Annotated in this window: 16 protein-coding genes and 1 pseudogene; 9 read left to right on the plus strand and 8 right to left on the minus strand. The window is 70.5% G+C overall.

Annotation, left to right across the window (positions count from 1 at the left end; genetic code table 11):
* Nucleotides 1-108: 108 nt before the first annotated feature.
* Nucleotides 109-1509 (minus strand): sensor histidine kinase, encoded by a 1401-nt coding sequence (locus RWE79_RS37785; protein WP_475945078.1) that lies wholly within the window; start codon nt 1507-1509, stop codon nt 109-111.
* On the minus strand, nt 1506-2219 hold the full coding sequence (locus RWE79_RS37790; RefSeq protein ID WP_475945080.1) for a response regulator transcription factor: 714 nt from the start codon (nt 2217-2219) through the stop codon (nt 1506-1508). The genes RWE79_RS37785 and RWE79_RS37790 overlap by 4 nt, the downstream gene beginning before the upstream one ends.
* 178 nt (nt 2220-2397) lie before the next feature.
* Here RWE79_RS37790 and RWE79_RS37795 point away from each other — a divergent pair, with 178 nt between their 5' ends.
* The 6 genes from RWE79_RS37795 (at nt 2398) to RWE79_RS37820 (ending at nt 8199) form a co-directional block, all read left to right on the plus strand.
* Nucleotides 2398-3633 (plus strand): DUF3500 domain-containing protein, encoded by a 1236-nt coding sequence (locus RWE79_RS37795; RefSeq protein WP_475945082.1) that lies wholly within the window; start codon nt 2398-2400, stop codon nt 3631-3633.
* 10 nt (nt 3634-3643) lie between these two features.
* A complete protein-coding gene (locus tag RWE79_RS37800) occupies nt 3644-5014 on the plus strand; it encodes a HupE/UreJ family protein (RefSeq protein ID WP_475945084.1) in 1371 nt (456 codons plus the stop codon).
* Nucleotides 5015-5233: 219 nt separating this feature from the next.
* Nucleotides 5234-5788 carry a DUF3455 domain-containing protein gene (locus tag RWE79_RS37805; RefSeq protein WP_475945086.1) on the plus strand — a complete coding sequence of 185 codons (555 nt, stop codon included), beginning with the start codon at nt 5234-5236 and terminating at the stop codon, nt 5786-5788.
* Between the two features lie 122 nt (nt 5789-5910).
* Nucleotides 5911-6495 carry a HEAT repeat domain-containing protein gene (locus RWE79_RS37810; RefSeq protein WP_475945088.1) on the plus strand — a complete coding sequence of 195 codons (585 nt, stop codon included), beginning with the start codon at nt 5911-5913 and terminating at the stop codon, nt 6493-6495.
* A 544-nt stretch (nt 6496-7039) separates the two neighbouring features.
* Complete coding sequence (locus tag RWE79_RS37815) at nt 7040-7378, plus strand: helix-turn-helix domain-containing protein (protein ID WP_475945090.1); 339 nt, start codon at nt 7040-7042, stop codon at nt 7376-7378.
* 335 nt (nt 7379-7713) lie between these two features.
* A complete protein-coding gene (locus tag RWE79_RS37820; protein WP_475946368.1) occupies nt 7714-8199 on the plus strand; it encodes a GNAT family N-acetyltransferase in 486 nt (161 codons plus the stop codon).
* Nucleotides 8200-8309: 110 nt separating this feature from the next.
* On the opposite strand, the gene RWE79_RS37825 is transcribed toward RWE79_RS37820, so the two are convergent.
* On the minus strand, nt 8310-9848 hold the full coding sequence (locus RWE79_RS37825; protein WP_475945092.1) for a carboxylesterase/lipase family protein: 1539 nt from the start codon (nt 9846-9848) through the stop codon (nt 8310-8312).
* 426 nt (nt 9849-10274) lie between these two features.
* Here RWE79_RS37825 and RWE79_RS37830 point away from each other — a divergent pair, with 426 nt between their 5' ends.
* Entirely contained in the window at nt 10275-10871 is a 597-nt protein-coding gene (locus RWE79_RS37830; protein ID WP_475945094.1) for a redoxin domain-containing protein, read from the plus strand.
* 46 nt (nt 10872-10917) lie between these two features.
* Here the strand turns inward: RWE79_RS37830 and RWE79_RS37835 are convergent, their stop codons facing one another.
* The 4 genes from RWE79_RS37835 to RWE79_RS37850 all read right to left on the minus strand — a co-directional run bounded on the left by RWE79_RS37835 (nt 10918) and on the right by RWE79_RS37850 (nt 14208).
* Nucleotides 10918-11124 (minus strand): ferredoxin, encoded by a 207-nt coding sequence (locus tag RWE79_RS37835; RefSeq protein ID WP_475945096.1) that lies wholly within the window; start codon nt 11122-11124, stop codon nt 10918-10920.
* Nucleotides 11125-11129: 5 nt separating this feature from the next.
* A complete protein-coding gene (locus RWE79_RS37840) occupies nt 11130-11483 on the minus strand; it encodes a cytochrome P450 (protein ID WP_475945099.1) in 354 nt (117 codons plus the stop codon).
* 6 nt (nt 11484-11489) lie between these two features.
* Nucleotides 11490-12350: a cytochrome P450 family protein gene (locus RWE79_RS37845; protein WP_475945101.1), complete on the minus strand. Its 861-nt coding sequence runs from the start codon at nt 12348-12350 to the stop codon at nt 11490-11492.
* 517 nt (nt 12351-12867) lie between these two features.
* Nucleotides 12868-14208, minus strand: a complete 1341-nt coding sequence (locus RWE79_RS37850; RefSeq protein ID WP_475945103.1) for an MFS transporter — start codon at nt 14206-14208, stop codon at nt 12868-12870.
* Nucleotides 14209-14282: 74 nt separating this feature from the next.
* Here RWE79_RS37850 and RWE79_RS37855 point away from each other — a divergent pair, with 74 nt between their 5' ends.
* The gene (locus RWE79_RS37855; RefSeq protein WP_475945105.1) at nt 14283-14855 is read left to right on the plus strand and encodes a TetR-like C-terminal domain-containing protein; all 573 of its coding nucleotides are present in this window, start codon (nt 14283-14285) and stop codon (nt 14853-14855) included.
* Between the two features lie 93 nt (nt 14856-14948).
* On the opposite strand, the pseudogene RWE79_RS37860 reads toward RWE79_RS37855, so the two are convergent.
* Nucleotides 14949-16630: pseudogene (locus RWE79_RS37860) on the minus strand (ISAzo13 family transposase); the annotation flags it as partial.
* A gap of 223 nt (nt 16631-16853) precedes the next feature.
* Between RWE79_RS37860 and RWE79_RS37865 the strand changes: the two are divergent.
* Entirely contained in the window at nt 16854-17378 is a 525-nt protein-coding gene (locus RWE79_RS37865) for a hypothetical protein (RefSeq protein ID WP_475945107.1), read from the plus strand.
* The last annotated feature ends 325 nt before the right edge of the window (nt 17379-17703 follow it).

Here is a 17703-nt window from a genome sequence, read left to right on the forward strand (position 1 = left end):
CGGCCGCCCCTTCTTCCGGGGAGAGCTTCACCCTCCGCTACGACCCGGCCGCCGTGAGCACGAGGCCGAGCACTTCCCGGCCTTCTCGGGGCCGCCGGTCGGCTGCGCTCAGGCGCCGGGCAAGAGGCGCGATCCGTCCACGCTGAAGCCGATCGCGGCCCCGCCGCCCGCTCGTGCACCCGCGAACACGGTGCCGCCGTGGGTCTCGGCGATGTCGCGGACGATGGCGAGGCCGAGCCCGGACCCGGGCAGACCGCGGGCGGTGTCGGCCCGGTAGAACCGGTCGAAGACACGCCCGGTGTCGTTGGCGTCGATGCCCCGTCCGCGGTCGGAGACGGTGACCGTACCCTGCTCGATGCGCACCTCGATGGGCTCGCTGCCGTCGGGGTCGAACTTGGCGGCGTTCTCCAGCAGATTGCCCACCGCGCGTTCGAGTCCTTGCGGGCGGCCGCGGACCACGGAGTCGTCGGCGTCGATGTGGACCAGGCGGCCCGTACGCCGATACACGCGCCGCGCGGCGCGGCGGGCCACCGCGGCCAGTTCCACGGGCTCCTCGGCCTCCTCGTGGGTACGGGCCAGGGCCAGCTCGACGAGCTCGTCAACCAGGTGACTGAGCTCACGCGTCTCGCCCTCGACGTCGTCGAGGAGCCGGTTGCGGGCGTCCGGGGAAAGCTCGGTGACGCGGCGCAGCACGGTGGCGTTGGTACGCAGGCTGGTCAGCGGGGTCCGCAGCTCGTGGGCGGCGTCGTGCACCAGCCTTTCCTGGGCCTCGCGGGCGGCGACAATACGGGCGAGCATCCTGCTGAACGACGCGGAGAGCCGTCCGACCTCGTCGCGTCCGCCCACCAGGCCCCCCGCTCCGTCGGAGTCCACTCGGCCGTCGGCGCTGACCTCCTCGGCGACCCCGGCCAGCCGTACCAGGCGCCGGGTGATGCGCCCCGCGAGCAGTCGGCCCGCCCCGGCTGCGACGAGCATGACCACGAAGCTGGCCCCCTCGATCTCCCTGGCCATGCCGCCCAGCACGTAGTGCGTCTGGTCGACCTGTACGGCGACCTGCAGGGCCCCGCGGTCCCCACCCAGCGCGGTGGTCAGCTGGCGGTAGGTGTGGCCGCCCACGACGATCTCGGTGGTGTCCGACTGCCCGGATTCGCCGGAGGCGGCCAGGACCTTCGCGGTGTCCGACACCTGCAGCATCACGAACGGGCCGCCGAGATGGGTGGGTGTGCCGTCACGGGCCACGGCCTGCAGGATCAGCAGCCGCTCGTCCTCGTCCCCCGGGCCGGGCCGGTCCGGCCCGGGAAAGAGATCCGGGCCCTGTGCGACCGCGTCGGAAAGGGCCAGTTCCTCTGCCTGAGCGTGTGCCAGGGCCACCGTGCCGGACCGCAGCGTCCGGTCGATCTCCGCGAGGACGCGGTCGGAGGCGGCCTGGTAGCTCAGCACACCGACCAGTGCCGCTACCACGGCGCCGACGGCCGCGAAGGCGAGCGCGAACCGCGAGCGCAGGCTCATGGCCGCCGCGCCGCGTAGCCCACGCCACGCACCGTGTGGATCAGGTCAGGCGCTCCGGCCTCGGCGAGCTTGCGCCGCAGATAACCGATGTAGCCCGCCAGGTTCTTGGCGTCCACGCCGGCGTCAGCACCCCAGACCTGCCGGTAGACCGTCGGGTGGTCCAGTACGAGTCCCTCGTTGCGCACCAGGAGCTCCAGCAGGTCGAACTCGGTTCTTGTGAAACGCAGTTCCTTCTCGCCCCACCACACGCGCCGGGCGGCCGGGGCGATGCGCAGCGAGGCGATCCGCAGCACGGCACCGGCTGCGTCCGCCTCCCCGGTTTCCGGTGCGGGCTCGGGCGCCGACGGGGACCGGCGCAGTAACGCCCGTAAGCGCGCCAGCAGTTCGGTCACTTCGAAGGGTTTGGGCAGATAGTCGTCGGCGCCCGCGTCCAGGCCGGCGACCCGGTCCGGGATCGCGGCCCGCGCGGTGAGCATCAGCACCGGTGTGCGGTCACCGTCGGCACGTAACACGCGGCACACGGCCACGCCGTCGACATAGGGCATCATCACATCGACGACCAGCGCGCTGAAGGAGTCCCGACGGGCCCGGGTCAGCGCCTCCACCCCGTCGACGGCGGTGACGACCTCGTACCCCTCCAACTCCAGTGCCCGCGCGAGCGATTCGCGGACCGAACGATCGTCGTCGGCGATGAGGACACGATCCGGCACCCCCGCATGATGGCACACGCCCAGCGCACCGGTCCGGAGTACGCCGTCCGCCGTACCCCCTGGCACTCGGCCGCCACCGGACTCAGTTCTCATCGAATTCCGGACTGGCTCCTGCCGAACATTGAGACTGCGCGCCCACCATGAGGGCTTCTGTCCCCGCTCCCCCCACAGGAGTCCCATGTCGTCCCTCACCCAACCTGCCGCCGTCTCCACCGCGTCCGGGTCGCCGTCGCGCACGCAGGGGCGCAGGCGGGCACTCGTACGCCCCGCCGTGGCCCTCGCCGTGTGCCTCGGCCTCGGCGTCAGCGGCTGCGCCGCTGTCGGCGCGGCGTCCTCGTCGGCGGCGCTGGCGCCCCGGCAGGCGATCCCGGCCGCCGCGAACCGTGCCGGCGCCGGCGGGGCGAACACCGCCCAGGTCGTGGCCGCCGCCAACGCCTTCCTCGCGACGCTCTCCGACGAGCAGAAGGACACCGTCCTCTACGACTTCGACGACGCTGCCAAGAAGACCGGCTGGTCGAACTTCCCGACCCCCGTCGTGGCGCGCAACGGCCTCAAGCTCGGCGACCTCACCGACGAGCAGGAGGCCGCGGCCCTGAAGGTCATGGAGGCGGCCCTCAGCAAGAAGGGCTACGAGGAGCTCGTCGAGATCCGCAAGGCCGACGACTACCTCGCCTCGCTGCCTCCCCGCACGCCCGCCTCCCCGCCCGCCTCCCCGACCGGCACACCGACCGCCACACCGACCGGAGGCGGCCGCCCTCCCGGCGGCGGCGGAGGCGCCAACTTCGGCTCCGAGTGGTACTACATCTCCTTCTTCGGCCTGCCCAGCAGGACCGGGGAGTTCACCGTCCAGTACGGCGGCCACCACGCGGCGTACAACATCACCTACGCCGGCAGGAACGTGAGCATCTCGCCCACCCTGACCGCCGTGGAGCCGATGGAGTTCAACTGGGAGGACCTGTACTACGCCCCGCTGGAGGACAAGCGGACCTCCACCATCGGAGCCATCCAGGCACTCACCGCCGACGAGCTGACCGCGGCCGAGATCGACGGAAGCTTCGACGACCTGTACCTGGGCCCCGGCCACGACGGCCCCTTCCCGGAACAGCCCGAGGGCGTCCTCGTCAGCAGCCTCACCAAGAAGCAGCGGGCCAAGGTCACCGCGATGCTGAAGGCCTGGGTCGACGACCTGGACGAGAGGGCCGCCAGGCGGCTCCTTGCCAAGTACGTCTCCGAGTACGACCGGACGTACATCGGCTGGAGCGGTGGGACGACGCTCGACAACGACCAGACGTACGTCCGTCTCGACGGACCGTCCGCCTGGGTCGAGTTCTCCAACCAGCCCGGCGCCTCGACCGACGGAATCCACCAGCACACGATCTTCCGTGACGAGACCGCCGACTACGGCTGGGAATGACGAGCGAGTGATGTCCGCCGTGCGCCGTCTCCTGCCCGTACTCGTGCTCACGGCACTGATGCTGGCCGGCGGCTTCGTGCCGCCGGCCGGCGCCCACCCGATGAGCACCTCGGCCGTCCTCCTCGACATCCACGAGGACCGGGTCGAGGGGGAGGTGCAACTGCCCGTCGACCGCCTGGCGATCGCCGTGGGACGCGACCTCACCCGCGACAGCGTCCTCGGCGCCGACCAAGCGTTCCTGAAACGCTACGCCGCGCGGCACATCAGCGCCGCCGGCGAGAACGGCACGTCCTGGACCGTCGCGCTCGGCACGGCGTCGGTCCGGACGATCGACGGTTCGGCTCACCTCGTCTACCCGCTGACGATCCGTCCGCCCGACGGACATGTCACCGACTTCGACCTGCGCTACGACGTCATCGTCGAGGAACTGCTCACCCACCGGATCATCGTCACCGTCCGGTACGACTTCGGCCGCGGCGTCCTGAAGGCCGAAGACGCCAAGACCCTCGGCGTCTTCGACTGGGACACCAAGAGTCTGCGGGTCCCCGCCGGCGGGGGCTCGTGGGTGCGGGGCTTCGCCACCACCGCCGGTCTCGGTATCGAGCACATCGGCGAGGGCGCCGACCATCTGCTGTTCCTGCTCATGCTGCTCATCCCGGCCCCCCTGGTGGCGGCCGGGGGCCGGTGGCGCGCCACCGCCGCCCCGTCGGCACGTCGCAGCATCATCCGTGTTGTGCACGTCGTGTCGGCGTTCGCCGTGGGCCACTCACTCACCCTGGCGCTGGCGGGCGCCGGAGTGATCGACCTGCCGACCCGGCCGGTCGAGACACTGATCGCCCTCTCCATCGCGGTGTCCGCGGTCCATGCGCTCCGGCCGCTGGTGGCCCGCGGCGAGGTGCTCATCGCCGGCGGATTCGGGCTGGTCCACGGCCTGGCGTTCGCCACCCTCATCGGCGACCTCGGCCTCGGCCGAGGGTCGCTCGTCACCACCCTGCTGGGCTTCAACCTGGGCATCGAGCTGACCCAGTTGCTCGTCGTCGCTCTGGTCATGCCGTCGCTGATCGTCCTGGCCCGTACGGCCGTCTACCCCGCGTTCCGCATCGCGGTGGCTCTCCTCGGCCTGCTGTTCTCGGTGTCCTGGATGCTCGAACGCGCGACACTGACGTCCTCCGACCCCTTCGAAAGCGTCCAGACATGGCTGGTCGGGCACCCGCTCCTCGTCGCCGCGTCGCTCGCGGCACTCGCCGCCGTCGCCCGGTACCTGGCACCACGGGCACATTCCGAGGCGACAGAACGCCCAGGGCCCGCCGACGGCGTTCACGACCGCCCGGCCGCGGTACCCGACGCGGAGCACCAGATACCCGCCGACCTGCGCAAATAGTCGGGGTGAGCCCGCTGTTCCATCCGGGTTCGCGCGCTGGGCGCTGTCAACGCCTCCGACGGCATCCCGGATGATCGGGCCGGCTCAACCTGCCGTGCCGCGCCCGTACGGCACGTACCGGACCAGCACGCCTCTCATGCGCCCCGGTGATGAGTGGTTTCGTCGCCGCGCCCGTACCGACCTCACGGAAGAGCGATTACGCAACGGGAGATCACCACCATGAAACTCGTCAAACGCCTCACCCTCGCCGCCGCCTGTCTGGCCACCGCCGGCGCGGCCCTCCTGGCCACGGCCACCTCGGGCCAGGCCGCGGGCACCGGTCATCCGCTCCCGCCGCTGACCGGCATCCCCGCCGCGCTCCAGGTCCCGGACGGCAACCAGCGCATCGCGGTCCTGGACGCCAAGGGAGTCCAGACCTACACCTGCGTCAACGGCGCGTGGACCTTCCTGGAGCCCGCGGCCACCCTGTGGGAGAAGGGCGACCGTGCGAAGCAGCCCGTGGCCCTCCGCTCCCGTGGCCCCGTCTGGATCTCCACCCGGGACGGAAGCGCCGTCAACGCCGCCGTCGCGGCCAGCGTCCCCCACGACGGCGCCGTCCCCGAACTCCTCCTCAAGGCCACCGCCACCCGCGGCAACGGCCTGTTCGGCGACGTCTCCTACATCCAGCGCCTCCGCACCCGCGGCGGCCTGGCCCCCACCACCTCCTGCACCGGCTCCGACCAGATCGGTGTCCCCTACTCCGCCACTTACGCCTTCTACGCGCCGAAGCAGTGAGCCCGGCGAGGTGGTTGCGGCTTCCTTCGGCAGTCCGCGGCCACCGCATGGGTGCACGCCGCTACCTGGGAACCGGCATCGCACCATGAACGCGAGTTGATCACAGCCTCTCGACCGCCGGCGTGACGCGACCGGCTGTCGCCCCTGGCCGGAGGCGGCGCGGCCGCCTCCCGTGTGCCAGAGTCAGGACGGCCCGCCGCCAACTCCCTGTTGGCGGCGGGCCGTCGGCTCATCGCCCGGGGGCGGAGGAGACGAAATCCCTTCACCGGGCTTCCCGGCGTAAGGGCCGGGGCCTGGAACCCGCACTGCGCCACCTGGCCTGTGACCCCGACCCGCACGTCCGGAGCATGGCCGCCGAACTCGTCGGCAAGTTCGCCCACACCGCCGCCCGCGCAATCGCCGCCCTGGAGGCATCCCACTCCCAGGACCGTGATGATCGCCCTGTGCCCGGCCCGTGTCGCTGTCCGAGGTTGATTACCTCTCTGTCGAACGCGCAAAAATCTATGGTGGCTGGAGTAGACATTGGGCGCTGGTGTGGTTATGGTTTCTCTTGTAGCCGAGATCGAGCAGGGCCTGGCAGAGACGAACTGCCGGGCAGTTGTATCTGTAGTCGCAGTGCGCAGGACGGTGCGGTGGTGGAGTTCCGAAGCCAGGGCTGTCGCAGGACGGCGACGGGGCTGACGACCGGACCGGGTGGCCCGCAGTGATCAGGGGCCGCCGTGAGCAGTACCGCAGTCAGAGCAGTCAGAGCAGTGGTAGTACCGGTAAGTGCAGTTCGCAGTACCCAGCAGTGGAAGTCAGTGAGCAGCACCTCGGTGAAGGCGTCGGCTGCGGGCGCGCGCACCGGGAGGTTCGGCAGTGGGGTTCCAAGCCAGAGCAGACGCAGGACGGGCGACGGGGCTGGCTGTCGAAGAGTGGCGCTGTGGCAGGCCGCTGAGCAGTTCGCATCACCAGTAGTACGCAGTGCCCGTTCGGTAAGTGATTGTTCCCAGAGGGAAGAACGGAGGAGCGAGGCGCCATCAGGATCGCCCGGGCGGAAGTCTTGAGCCCGGGTACCGCAGGACATCGATAGTGAGGTGGTCTCCGGTCAAGCAACCGCGATCCCCGTACATCCGACAGCATCTCGGTCGGGTCTGCGGAAACAGAAGGCCGGCGCAGTATCAGGGCCGGCAGATGGTGTAGCAGTTCCTTCGGGGCCCTGGTGCGATATGGCACCAGGGCCCCTCCACGCATGTTCCACAGAGAGGTGCGATGACCGCAGACGACTCGTACGGCCGTCTCGACGACGACGACTACCCCGCCTACACGATGGGGCGGGCGGCCGAGATGCTCGGCACCACCCAGAGCTTCCTCCGCGCCATCGGCGAAGCCCGCCTGATCACTCCGCTCCGCTCCGCAGGCGGCCACCGCCGCTACTCCCGCTACCAGCTGCGCATCGCGGCCCGCGCCCGGGAACTCGTCGACCACGGGACCCCCATCGAGGCCGCCTGCCGCATCGTCATCCTCGAAGACCAGCTCGAAGAAGCCCAGCGCCTCAACGCCGAACACCGCCGCACCGCCGAATCGGTGAACCCGACGGCCGCGGCCTGAGACCGCTGAGACCCGCGACTCCCCAGGAGCTTCGCGGCTGCCGCCCACGCAGGTGCCCGGAACGCAAAGCGTTCCGGGCACCTGCGTCTTCCGCGGCGGCCCCGGGGCCGAGAGCTGTCCGTAGCGACGTGTCGTGCTGCGCCGGAGGGCCCGGACGGGCCCCGGACCGGGGGTGTGGATGAGTCGCGCAGGCTCGTTGCCGGACTGTTTCGAAATCGTTGGACACCCTTCGGGCAGTCGGCGAGTATCCGCAGGTGACAGATGAAGCCGATCACCCGAGACCAATCACGCGGAGCCCGAAACGCGTCCGTTTCGTGGAGCTGTCCGGCGGGACGATGTCCGCTCTGCTCGATGGAGACCTGTCCGAAGCCGGCAAGATGGCCGGGGTTTCGCTGACCGAGTACTTCGTGACCGACAGAGCTCGGTGGCTTTGGCGGTTCCGGCTCGACCAGATGGCCGCCGATCCCGGCCATGCGCGGTGGATGGTGCGGCAAGCGGTCGTCGGCGACGAGGGTCTCGTCGTTGGACATGCCGGGTTCCACGGACCGCCCGACGAGGTCGGCATGGTCGAGATCGGCTACTCCGTCATTCCCGACTTCCGCCGCCAGGGATACGCCCGGTCCATGTTGATCGAGCTGCTGCGCCGGGCCGTTGCCGAACCCGCGGTCACGACCGTGCGGGCGACGATCAGCCCGGACAACGTGGCATCCCTGGCCACCACTTCTGGCTTCGGCTTCGTTGAGGTCGGAGAGCAGTGGGACGAGGAGGACGGTCGGGAACTCGTCTTCGAAGTGCCTGCCCTCCGGATTCCGCCCGCTTGACGGGAAGGTTCGCGGAGTACACCGGCCACGGGCCCGACGCCCTTCACCCGGCCGCCGTCCTCGGCGTCAGCGAACGCGCCGCGCTCCGCTGCGCCAACGGTCGTTCGGCGCTACCGGCTGATCAGCGGCAGCACGGGGAAGGTGTGGCTCTGCCAGATCAGGCGGGAGGGTTCTTCCGGGTAGGCGGTGACAGCCGGCCGGCTGTCGAAGCGCTGAACGAGACGTTGACCGGTGTCGTACGCGGGCCAGCCGGGGTCGCCGTGGGCGGCGAACGAAGTCCATGCGGCGCGCATGCGGGCGGACAGGGCCTCTGCCTCCGGGGAGGGTGTTTCACCGATCAGCATGGCAGGCTGGCCGCGGTCCAGGTTGCCGAAGACGAGTGGTACGTCGAGGCCGTGGCAGGCGCCGAGGGCGCCGCCCATGCCCGGGGCCGGCCAGGTCAGCTCGTAGACGTGCGCGCGGCCGCCGGCAGCCGTCTGGGCCTCGGCGAGGTGGAGCGACGGCATGCGGAACAGCCAGTCGGAATGGACCAGTTCGTAGAGCTCGTCCGGGCCCGCGGTCGGGAAGGCGTCGCGGTAGCGGCGCGCGCCGTCCGGGCCGGGGGCGAAGACATGGAGGGCGTTCGCCGCCTGCTCCTCGCTCACCTCACCGAGCAGACCGTTGATGGCGGTGAACAGGCGGTGCTCGTCGCGCGTGTGGCCGACGAGGAGTTCGATGTCGCGGCCGGCGCCGTCGGCCAGGGCCTGCCACGGTGTGACGGCCAGGACCTCGCCGTCGACGACGGGCGAGAAGGGGATCGTTCTGTACGCGGGCCGGCCCCAGCGTTGTGCCCACTGGCCCATCTTGCCGCTGACGGTGTCAGCGGCGGCGGACAGCCGGCGCGGGGCAACGCTGGACAGGTCGGCCACCGTGGGCCGCAGCCCCAGCTCGGCGGCGCAGGCGGCAGTGATGTCCGCGGCGAGCTCCGGCGAGAAGAACGTGCCCGGCGCGCTCTGCGCGACGGCCCGGCGGAAGAGCCCGGCCGCACGGTCCACCGCCAGCAGCGCGGCTACTGATCCGCCACCCGCCGACTGGCCGAAAACCGCGACCCGGTCAGGGTCGCCGCCGAAGGCCCGGATGTTGTCGCGCACCCACTGGAGAGCGGCGACCTGGTCGAGCAGACCCCGGTTGGGGGGAGCCCCCTCGATCTGCGCGAAGCCCTCGATACCCACGCGGTAGTTGAACGTCACCACGACGACGCCACCCTCCCGCGCGAGCCGGCCACCGTCGTACTCGGGAAGGCCGGACATGCCGATCACATAGGCGCCGCCCTGGATCCACACCATCACCGGCAGCCCCGCGCCCGGGACGGGCTCGGGCGACCAGACGTTGACCGTCAGCCAGTCGTCGCCCGCCGCGTCCTGCGACAGCGCGTCCATGCCGAAATGCCCGCCCTGCGGGGGCGGCGGGCCGTACGAGAGAGCCTCCCGCACCCCGCTCCAGCCCCGTACCGGTCGCGGCGCGGCGAAGCGCAACACGCCGACCGGGGGCTCGGCGAACGGGATGCCACGGAAGACCGCCACCCCCGCCTCCCGGCTGCCGCGCAGCCTCCCGGCCGCCGCGCGGACTTCGGGCCGGGATCCGGATGGCTTGGACTCGGCAACGGTCATCACAACTTCCTCTCAAGCAGGAAGAGAGGGCTCGCGGCGGCCCCGGACCCTGCGGATCATCCACCGCGGTCGGATGCCGCGCCAGCGATTTACGGCTGACTCGCACTGCCGGAGGCCAAGGGGCGTGGGGCTCGCCGGCCCGGGCCCCTTTCTGCGGGCCCGGGCAGGCTCCCTCCGCATGCCGCGCACCGGGACCAACTCGGTCGGGGTGCGGTCGGCCGGCGGCCGTCCGCATGCACCCAGTCGAACGTGTGTCTAGACTGAAAAACGGCCGAGTTCCCGGACCCGAAATCCCCCGCCTTCTCCGAGATCGACGTCACCGCGCCCCAGGCGCCCGCGACCGGACCGCTCGAAGCAAGTGGCACCACAGCGTCATGGACACCTGCGCTGCTTTGCTGTCGCCGGCGACGAAAGGTGGTTGAGCCCATGCGTCCCGACATCATCCAGGGCGGCGTCTTCCCGGACTTCGCGCTGCCCGACCACACCGGAACGATGCGCACACTCAGCGAGTTGCAAGGCCGCGACCCGTTGGTCCTCACCCTGGCGCGCGGACACTACTGCCCGAAGGAGCACCAGCAGCACCTGGACATGGCGACGCTGCTCCAACCGAAGGTCGCAGTGGCCTACACGCAGCTGGCGACGATCTCCACCGACGAGCATCACACGCTCCAGGAATTCCGCCTCTCCGTCGGCGCCCAGTGGCCCTTCCTGTCCGATCCCGGAAGAATCGTCCAGCGGGACCTCGACATCCAGGAGTACACCGACCCCGAGCACGATCCGATGATCCCGCACACGCTCGTACTGAGACCGGGCCTGATCGTGCACAGCGTCTACAACGGCTACTGGTTCTGGGGACGCCCTTCGGTCCACGACCTGTGGCGGGATCTGCGCGAGGTCACGCGGGACATTCGCCCGGACTGGGACCTGAGCGCCCCCGGTCTGCGTAAGGCCTGGGAGGCCGGTGACCGATCGCTCTTCCACGGCTGGGACAGGCAGTCCGCCGATCCGCAGCAGGAGACGTGAGCGGACCGGCACCTTGGTGATGGTGGCGTTGCCGCTTCTTCGCCTTCTACGGGACGGTCGGAGCCGTCAGGGTGATTGCGCCCGCCGGGCAGCAGTACGCCGCTTCCCGGACCGCCGTCGTCAGCCGTTCCGGTGGGGTCTCCTGGAGGAGCAGGACGCGGCCGTCCTGCTCGGACTGGTCGAAGATCTCCGGGACGGCCAGGGCGCACAGGCCCGAGCCGCAGCACTTCTCGGGGTCGGTTCGTACGCGCATGCCGGTCACCATGCGACCGCCAGGGCGAAGAGCCCGTACACGCTCATGCGGTGCCGGAAGTCCAGCTCTTCCAGCGGCTCGGTGACCCGGAGGCCGGGTAACCTGCGGATGATGCCCGCCAGCGCGGACCGCAGTTCGATGCGGGCCAGAGGCTGGCCCAGGCACTGGTGGATGCCGAAGCCGAAGGAGACGTGCCGGCGGCCGTCGGGGCGGGTCACGTCGAGGCTCTCGGGGTCGGAGAAGGCGCGGGCGTCGCGGTTGGCCGCCGCGATCGAGATCAGCACGCCCTCACCCGCCCTCACCGTCGTGCCGCCGATGTCCAGGTCCTCCACCGCCACCCGAGCCACTCCGGTCTGCACGATGGTCTAGTGCCGCAGCAGTTCTTCCACGGCGCCGGGGAGCAGTTCGGGCCGTTCGCGCAGCAGCGCCAACTGGCCGGGATTGCGGAGCAGGTTGAGGACGGACAGCGTGGTCATGTTGGCCGTGGTCTCGTGCCCGGCCACGAGCAGCAGCAGGGCCATGCCGACGACGTCGTCGTGCGGGAGGTGGCCCGGCAGTTCCTGATCGGCGACCAGCCTGCTGAGGAGGTCGTCGGTGGGGCGTACGGCCTTGTCGGACACCAGCCGGTCCAGGTACGCGTGCAACCGCTCACGCGCGGCCCCTACCGCGTCCGGCTCCGAGGTCTGGTCGATCATCACGCGGCTGCACTCCTGGAAGAACGCGTGGTCCTCGTACGGCACGCCGAGCAGATGGCAGATGACCAGGGACGGCAGCGGCAGCGCGAACGACTCGACCAGGTCGGCGGGCGGCCCGGCGGCCACCAGGTCGTCCAGGAGCGCGTCGACGACGCGGTCCACGTCGGGACGCATCGCGGCCATCCGCTTGATCATGAACTCCTGGGTGAGCATGCGGCGTTGGCGGTCGTGCTCGGGCGGGTCCATGCGGATGAAGGAGGCCCTGGCCCCCGACTTCAGGATCTGTGCGGTCGCCCGCGACACGAACGGGAAGCCGGGGCGTTGCATGTCCGCGCTGAGGCGCGAGTCGCGCAGGGCCTCGCGGGCCTCGGCGTGCCGGGTGACCAGCCATGGACGGCTGCCGTCCCACAGCGTGACGCGGGCCACGGACCCCTCCTCGCGCAGATCGCCGAGGAGCGGGGGAAGGTCCATGGGGCAGCCGGTGCGCGGGATGGGGTAGGCGGGATGGGTGGCGGTCGTGTGGTCCGTCATGTCGTACGCCTCCGTGGGGCGGGTGCGGGCACATGATGCGTTTGATTGCCCAGGGCAATCATTCCGTCCTCAGCCTAGGCGCGGCCGACGGACCCTGCCAACGGGCGCACAGCGGAGCCGACGGGTTCCGGCCAGCGCTCAACCTGCCCTTTTCGGCCGGGCTCGGCACCCGGGGACCTGACCGTTCAGCGGGATGACCGGGATCGGCCTCGGCCCCGCGGGCAATTGCGCGTGGTCGATATCCGTGGGAGGGCGATCGGGGCGATCGGGACGAGCCAATGACACGGGAGCGACTGCCGCGTTCGACGACCGGATCGAGCGGCGTCCGCGCCCCGGCCTCGTCCAGGCGTGCCGGGGCCGTGGTCCCATCGAATCCGGGAATGGATCGGCGACAGGAGGATCGTGCCTGTGCGATGCCTGTGCGATGCCTGTGCGATGCCTGTGCGGGGCGGGGCGGGGCGGGGCGGGGCGTCCGGGGCGGCCGGGCCGTCGCGGGAACGGCCGCGGTCGCGGGCTCTCAGCTCCGGGCCGCGGCCGGCCGCTCGCGGAGGCCGGCGTTCCCGGCCCGTCCGGTGCGCAGTCGCTGCGCGACGAGCGCAAGGGCGCAGAAGCCGATGACGGCCGCGCTGTAGACGACCGAGGTCTCGTGCAGGCCCACGTGTGTGGCGGCGAGCCCGGCGGCTACGGCGGGGATGCTGAAGGCCAGGTAGGAGATGACGAACGCGACCGCGAAGAGTTCGCCCCGCTCCGCCGGCTCGGCGATCCGGGCCAGCGTTCCGAAGCTGGCCAGAGCCGAGGCGCCGAAGCCGATTCCGGCGATGGCGGTGCCGAGCGCGGCCGTCATCAGCGAGTTCGCCTCCACCCCGGCCAGGCCCACTGCCGTTCCGAGCAGCAGCAGGGTGGCGGCGAGGGCGAGGGTTCGCTCGGTCGGCCAGCCGCGCAGTGCGAGCACGGTGACCGAGGCGGGCGCGCAGAGCAGGGTGACCACGAGCCCGCCGATCAGGTGGCTGGACAGGCCGAACACGCCGGCGGCAACGGACGGTCCCAGGGAGAGGTAGAGCCCTCCGAGGGCCCAGCTCGCCATGAGAATCGGCACGAGTCCGATCAGGTCCGCGCGCAGTCGCGGAGCGACGCCCAGGCGCGGCTGAAGGGACTGTACTGCGCCGGGTCGGCGCTGTGCCGTCTCGGGCAGGACGGCGATGAGCAGTGCGGCCAGAACCAGGCCCGCGAGGAGCAGCAGGTAGACCAGTCGGGTGGGGTGCGGTCCGTACTGTGCCAGGACTCCGCAGCCCAGGGCCCCCAGGCCCAGCCCGAACGTCGGGGCCGCACCGGTGATGACGCCGGCGCGGTGCGGCGCGTGGGGTGGGTTGAGGTCGACGAGGGTGGCGCCGAGTGCGGTCATGGCCGCACCGGTGGCGACGCCTTGCACGAAGCGGGCCGTGAGGAGGATCGAGACGTCGCCGGCGACGACGAACAATGCCATCGCCACCGCTTCCAGGGCGATGGCCGAGGCCAGGACCGGTCGGCGGCCGATGTGATCGGACAGCGCCCCGAGCACGAGGAGTGCCGCGATCATGCCGACGACGTACACCGCGAAGACGGTGGTCAGCGTGGTCGCGGAGAAGTTCCATTCGTGCTGGTAGATGACGTAGAGCGGGGACGGCGCGCTCGACGCGGCCATGAACAGGACGAACACGGCCGCGACGGAGGCGAAGGCGGCCGGCCGGCTGAGCCCGCGCCGCGCGAATCCGCGCCGCGGGCCATCCCGGATCGGGACCTGGATCGGGATCGGGGCCGGGGCCGGGGTCGGGATCGGGGCCGGTGGGGTCTTCTCGTAGTGCGTGGGTGCGTCAGGCATAATCGCTCCGATTGCAGTGATCATTGCGTTAACTACGCTAGCCCTAACGCAGCGATGAGTGCGATAATTTCCCTATGACCGAAACGACAGCTCAGGCTCGTCCCGGCGGCCGCTCCGCACGGGTGCGGGCGGCCGTTCACCGCGCTGTCGGGGAGCTGCTCGTCGGGTATCCGGCGGAGGCGCTGACCATCCCCGCCGTCGCGGCACGCGCCAGGGTGCACCCGACCACGGTGTACCGGCGCTGGGGTTCGATGGCCCAGCTTCTGGGCGATGTCGCCACCAGCCGGTTCAGTGGCGACGTCGTGGTGCCGGACACCGGCTCTCTCGTCGGTGACCTGGAGCGGTGGATGGGTGACGTGGCCACCGACCTCGCCGACCCCGACGTCCTCGCCCTGATGCGGGCCACGATCGGCTCGGGTCCGGCGGGCGGCGGCGCCTGCACAGCCGACCGGCACGCCCAACTCGGCGCGATCATCGAGCGTGAACGAGGACGAGGCGGCAGCGTACCGGGCGTGGGGCACGCCATCGACGCGCTCCTGGGTCCGCTCTACTACCGCGCCATCTTCACCGGGGAGCCCGCGTCGAGTCAGTGGGCGCGAGACCTGGTGGCGCGGTTCCTCGCGGCTGTCCCCCCCAGTGCGACTTAGTGGCCATGCTCGGGAGCTGACGCCATCAGGGCCCGTCCCCGCGTGGAAGCGCAGGCAAGAGCACCCCGCCTGGGCATTCTCGATCCGTCCAGGGGCCCGTATTCCAATAACTGTCAGCGACGGGTTTCCGCAGGGGTTGTTCGGGCGTGTAGCTGTTCCAATGTGCGGGCGGGTGATCCGGGTATCGGCGTGACGAGGATCCGGTGCAGGTCCAGGAGCCGTTTTGCGTCCTGGTACTGGATGGACAGGTTGGTGCGGTTGACGCCCAGTAGTTGGGCCAGGAACGTCATGGTCACCGCTCTGCGGCGGCGCAGGATGGCTGCCAGGAGCCGGTGGGTGTGGTCCACGCTGCTGGTCTGCGGGTGACGGTAGCTGCGCGGGCGGTGGAAGCGTCGCTGGAATGCCGCCTCGGCCATGGCGTCCCAGAAAGGCTCCGAGACCGCCACCAAATACTCGAAGGCGGTTCGTGACATGCCGGTCAGGGCCGGATCGGTGAGCATCGCGGTCAGGGCCGGGTCGGTCCGGTGTGTCGTTGCCGGCGCGTCTGGCGCTCGCGGCGGAACGGGAGACAGTGTGTAGTTCCAGTCACCGTGGAAGGGGCTGGGTGTGATCGCAAGGGCGTGGAACTCGGCGGGTGTGACGCTGATGCCGAGGTCGTAGTTGCCTGTGTCCAGTTCGGCCCCGATGGTCAGGCCGGTCTTGGTTGTTGTGGCGGCGATGGTCTCGAGGACGACCTGGTAGCTGGTCAGCGGCCGCCCCCGCCAGTTCGCGGTGATGTGACAGAACATCCGGTGCTCTATCTTGTTCCACTTCGAAGTCCCCGGCGGTAGGTGACAGACCGTGATCTCCAGGCCGCTCTCTCGTGCGAAGGCGGCAAGGTTGCTTTTCCAGGTCCAGCGGCGGGGGTCGTTGGAGCCGCCGGAGTCGGCGGTGATCAGGAGCCTGCCGGCATTCGGGTGGTCCGCCCGTCCGCGGTGCTGCCACCAGCGTCGGATGGACTCCACCGCGAACTGGGCGGTGTCGTGGTCGGTGCCGACGTTGACCCATCCGCTGTTGTTGGCAATGTCGTAGATCCCGTAGGGGATCGCCATGGGCTGGTCGTTGGTGGTGAACGTGTGGCAGTCCACCTTGATCGCGTTCCTGCCCGGCCGCCAGGTGCGACCGGGCCGGTCCCGGTTGCCGAGCCATTCCTTGGCCTTGGTGTCGACGCTGATCACCGGCTGGGCATCGTTGAGGAACGCGGCGGCGGTGGCATTCAGGTGGGTGAACTGGGCATCGCGGTCCGGATGGCTGATGCCCTCTGTTGTCTTCGCGGTTCCCTGCAGGCTGTAGCCCAGGGTGTGCAGCAGGTGTCCGACGGTTGAAGCGCTGATCGGGTGGCCGTGTGTGGTGAGGGTCGAGGCCAGGGCCCGTAACGACAGCGTGGTCCACCGCAACGGGGAGACGGGGTCGCCCCGGGTGTGCGGCTCGATCAGCGACTCCAGCGCGGGCAGCAGACCAGGGTCGGTATCTGTCAGCCGTTTGCGGCCTGCACCTGGAGCCCGGACCCGCAGGGTCGGTGAGGAGCAACCGGCCAATTCGGCCATGCCTCGCGCGATGGTTACAGTGCTGGTGCCGGAGGCGGCGGCGACCCGGACGATCCCGCCGCGGCCGAGGGCCGTCGCCTCACTGGCCAGGTACAACCGACGGCGGCGCTCATCGAAGTGCGGCAGGATCTGATCGAACTTGGCCCGCAGAGCACGAGCGGCAACGCGGCCTGACAGACACGGGGTCATATCTCAGGCTCCCACCAACACCCCTCTGCCGAGCACTTATTGGAATACGGGCCCCAGCGGTGCCGGTGTACTGCCGCTGGACGCCCGCAGAGCCTGATCACCTGGGCGGCCACCACCCTGGTGACCTGCCGCAGGCATCAGTCGAAGCCGCCGCTGCCCGCACCGTTGTCGGTGCCGACTGGCAGGATCAACGACCAAGTCGGCCCAGGTGAAAGTGAATTCAATGAAGGTGCTTGTCAGTGACGAGGTGCATGTTGACTACGGTCAGATCTTTGTGGAGAGCGGCGGGGACGACTGCGACCTTTACGACGCCTTCGCCGGGCAAGAGGGTGTCGGGCTCTGCGGGGGCGCGGAGCACGGGATGCTGTTGCTACTGACCGGTCTGCGTATCGGCGGCGTCGACTTCACGGCCGAGCTGCATGAGAGCCGGCCCGCGCTGGACGAGACGTGGGAGGAGATCGTCGAGGTTCCGTTCCGGCCCGCTTCGGAGGAGACCCACCTGCGGCAATGGAACGCGCAAAACAGGTGGGAGTTGGGACTGGAGGTGCGCGACTACCGAGTGCGGTACTCCGCCACCGGTATGGATGCCGGCAGCGGCAAGAACGTCCGGGAGGACGACGAGCCTCGGACCGATGACCGGTATCTGCTGCAGTTCTGGCCTGCCCCGCTCGAACCGGCCCGGCTGCTCAAGCAGACCAGCGGCAAAGCCGCGTACTGGCACGACTTCGCCACTTCGCCCGTGGGCTGACCCGTCCGAACGGACCTGCGGGGATCCATGACGGGGTGCGCCGGTCGGGCAGCGGGTATCCGATGCCCACCGCGGACGCAGTCCGTTGACGCGTCCGATGGTGCCGGGCTTGAGGAGCGAGCCGACGGTGGGAGGGGGCGCCTGCACGGGCGATGGGGCGAGGATCTCGGCCACCGGCAGGGCGTTGCCGTGCCCGTTGGCCGCACCGGCGTCGAACGAGGGGCCGGTGAAGGCCTTGTACGCGACGGTGTCGTGATCGAGTGTCCGCCGGGACGACGGGATCGGGCGGCCGTCCGGCCGGGCGGCGATCGTGGGTGTTCAACGC

The sequence above is a fragment of the Streptomyces sp. RLA131 genome, from assembly GCF_056270125.1.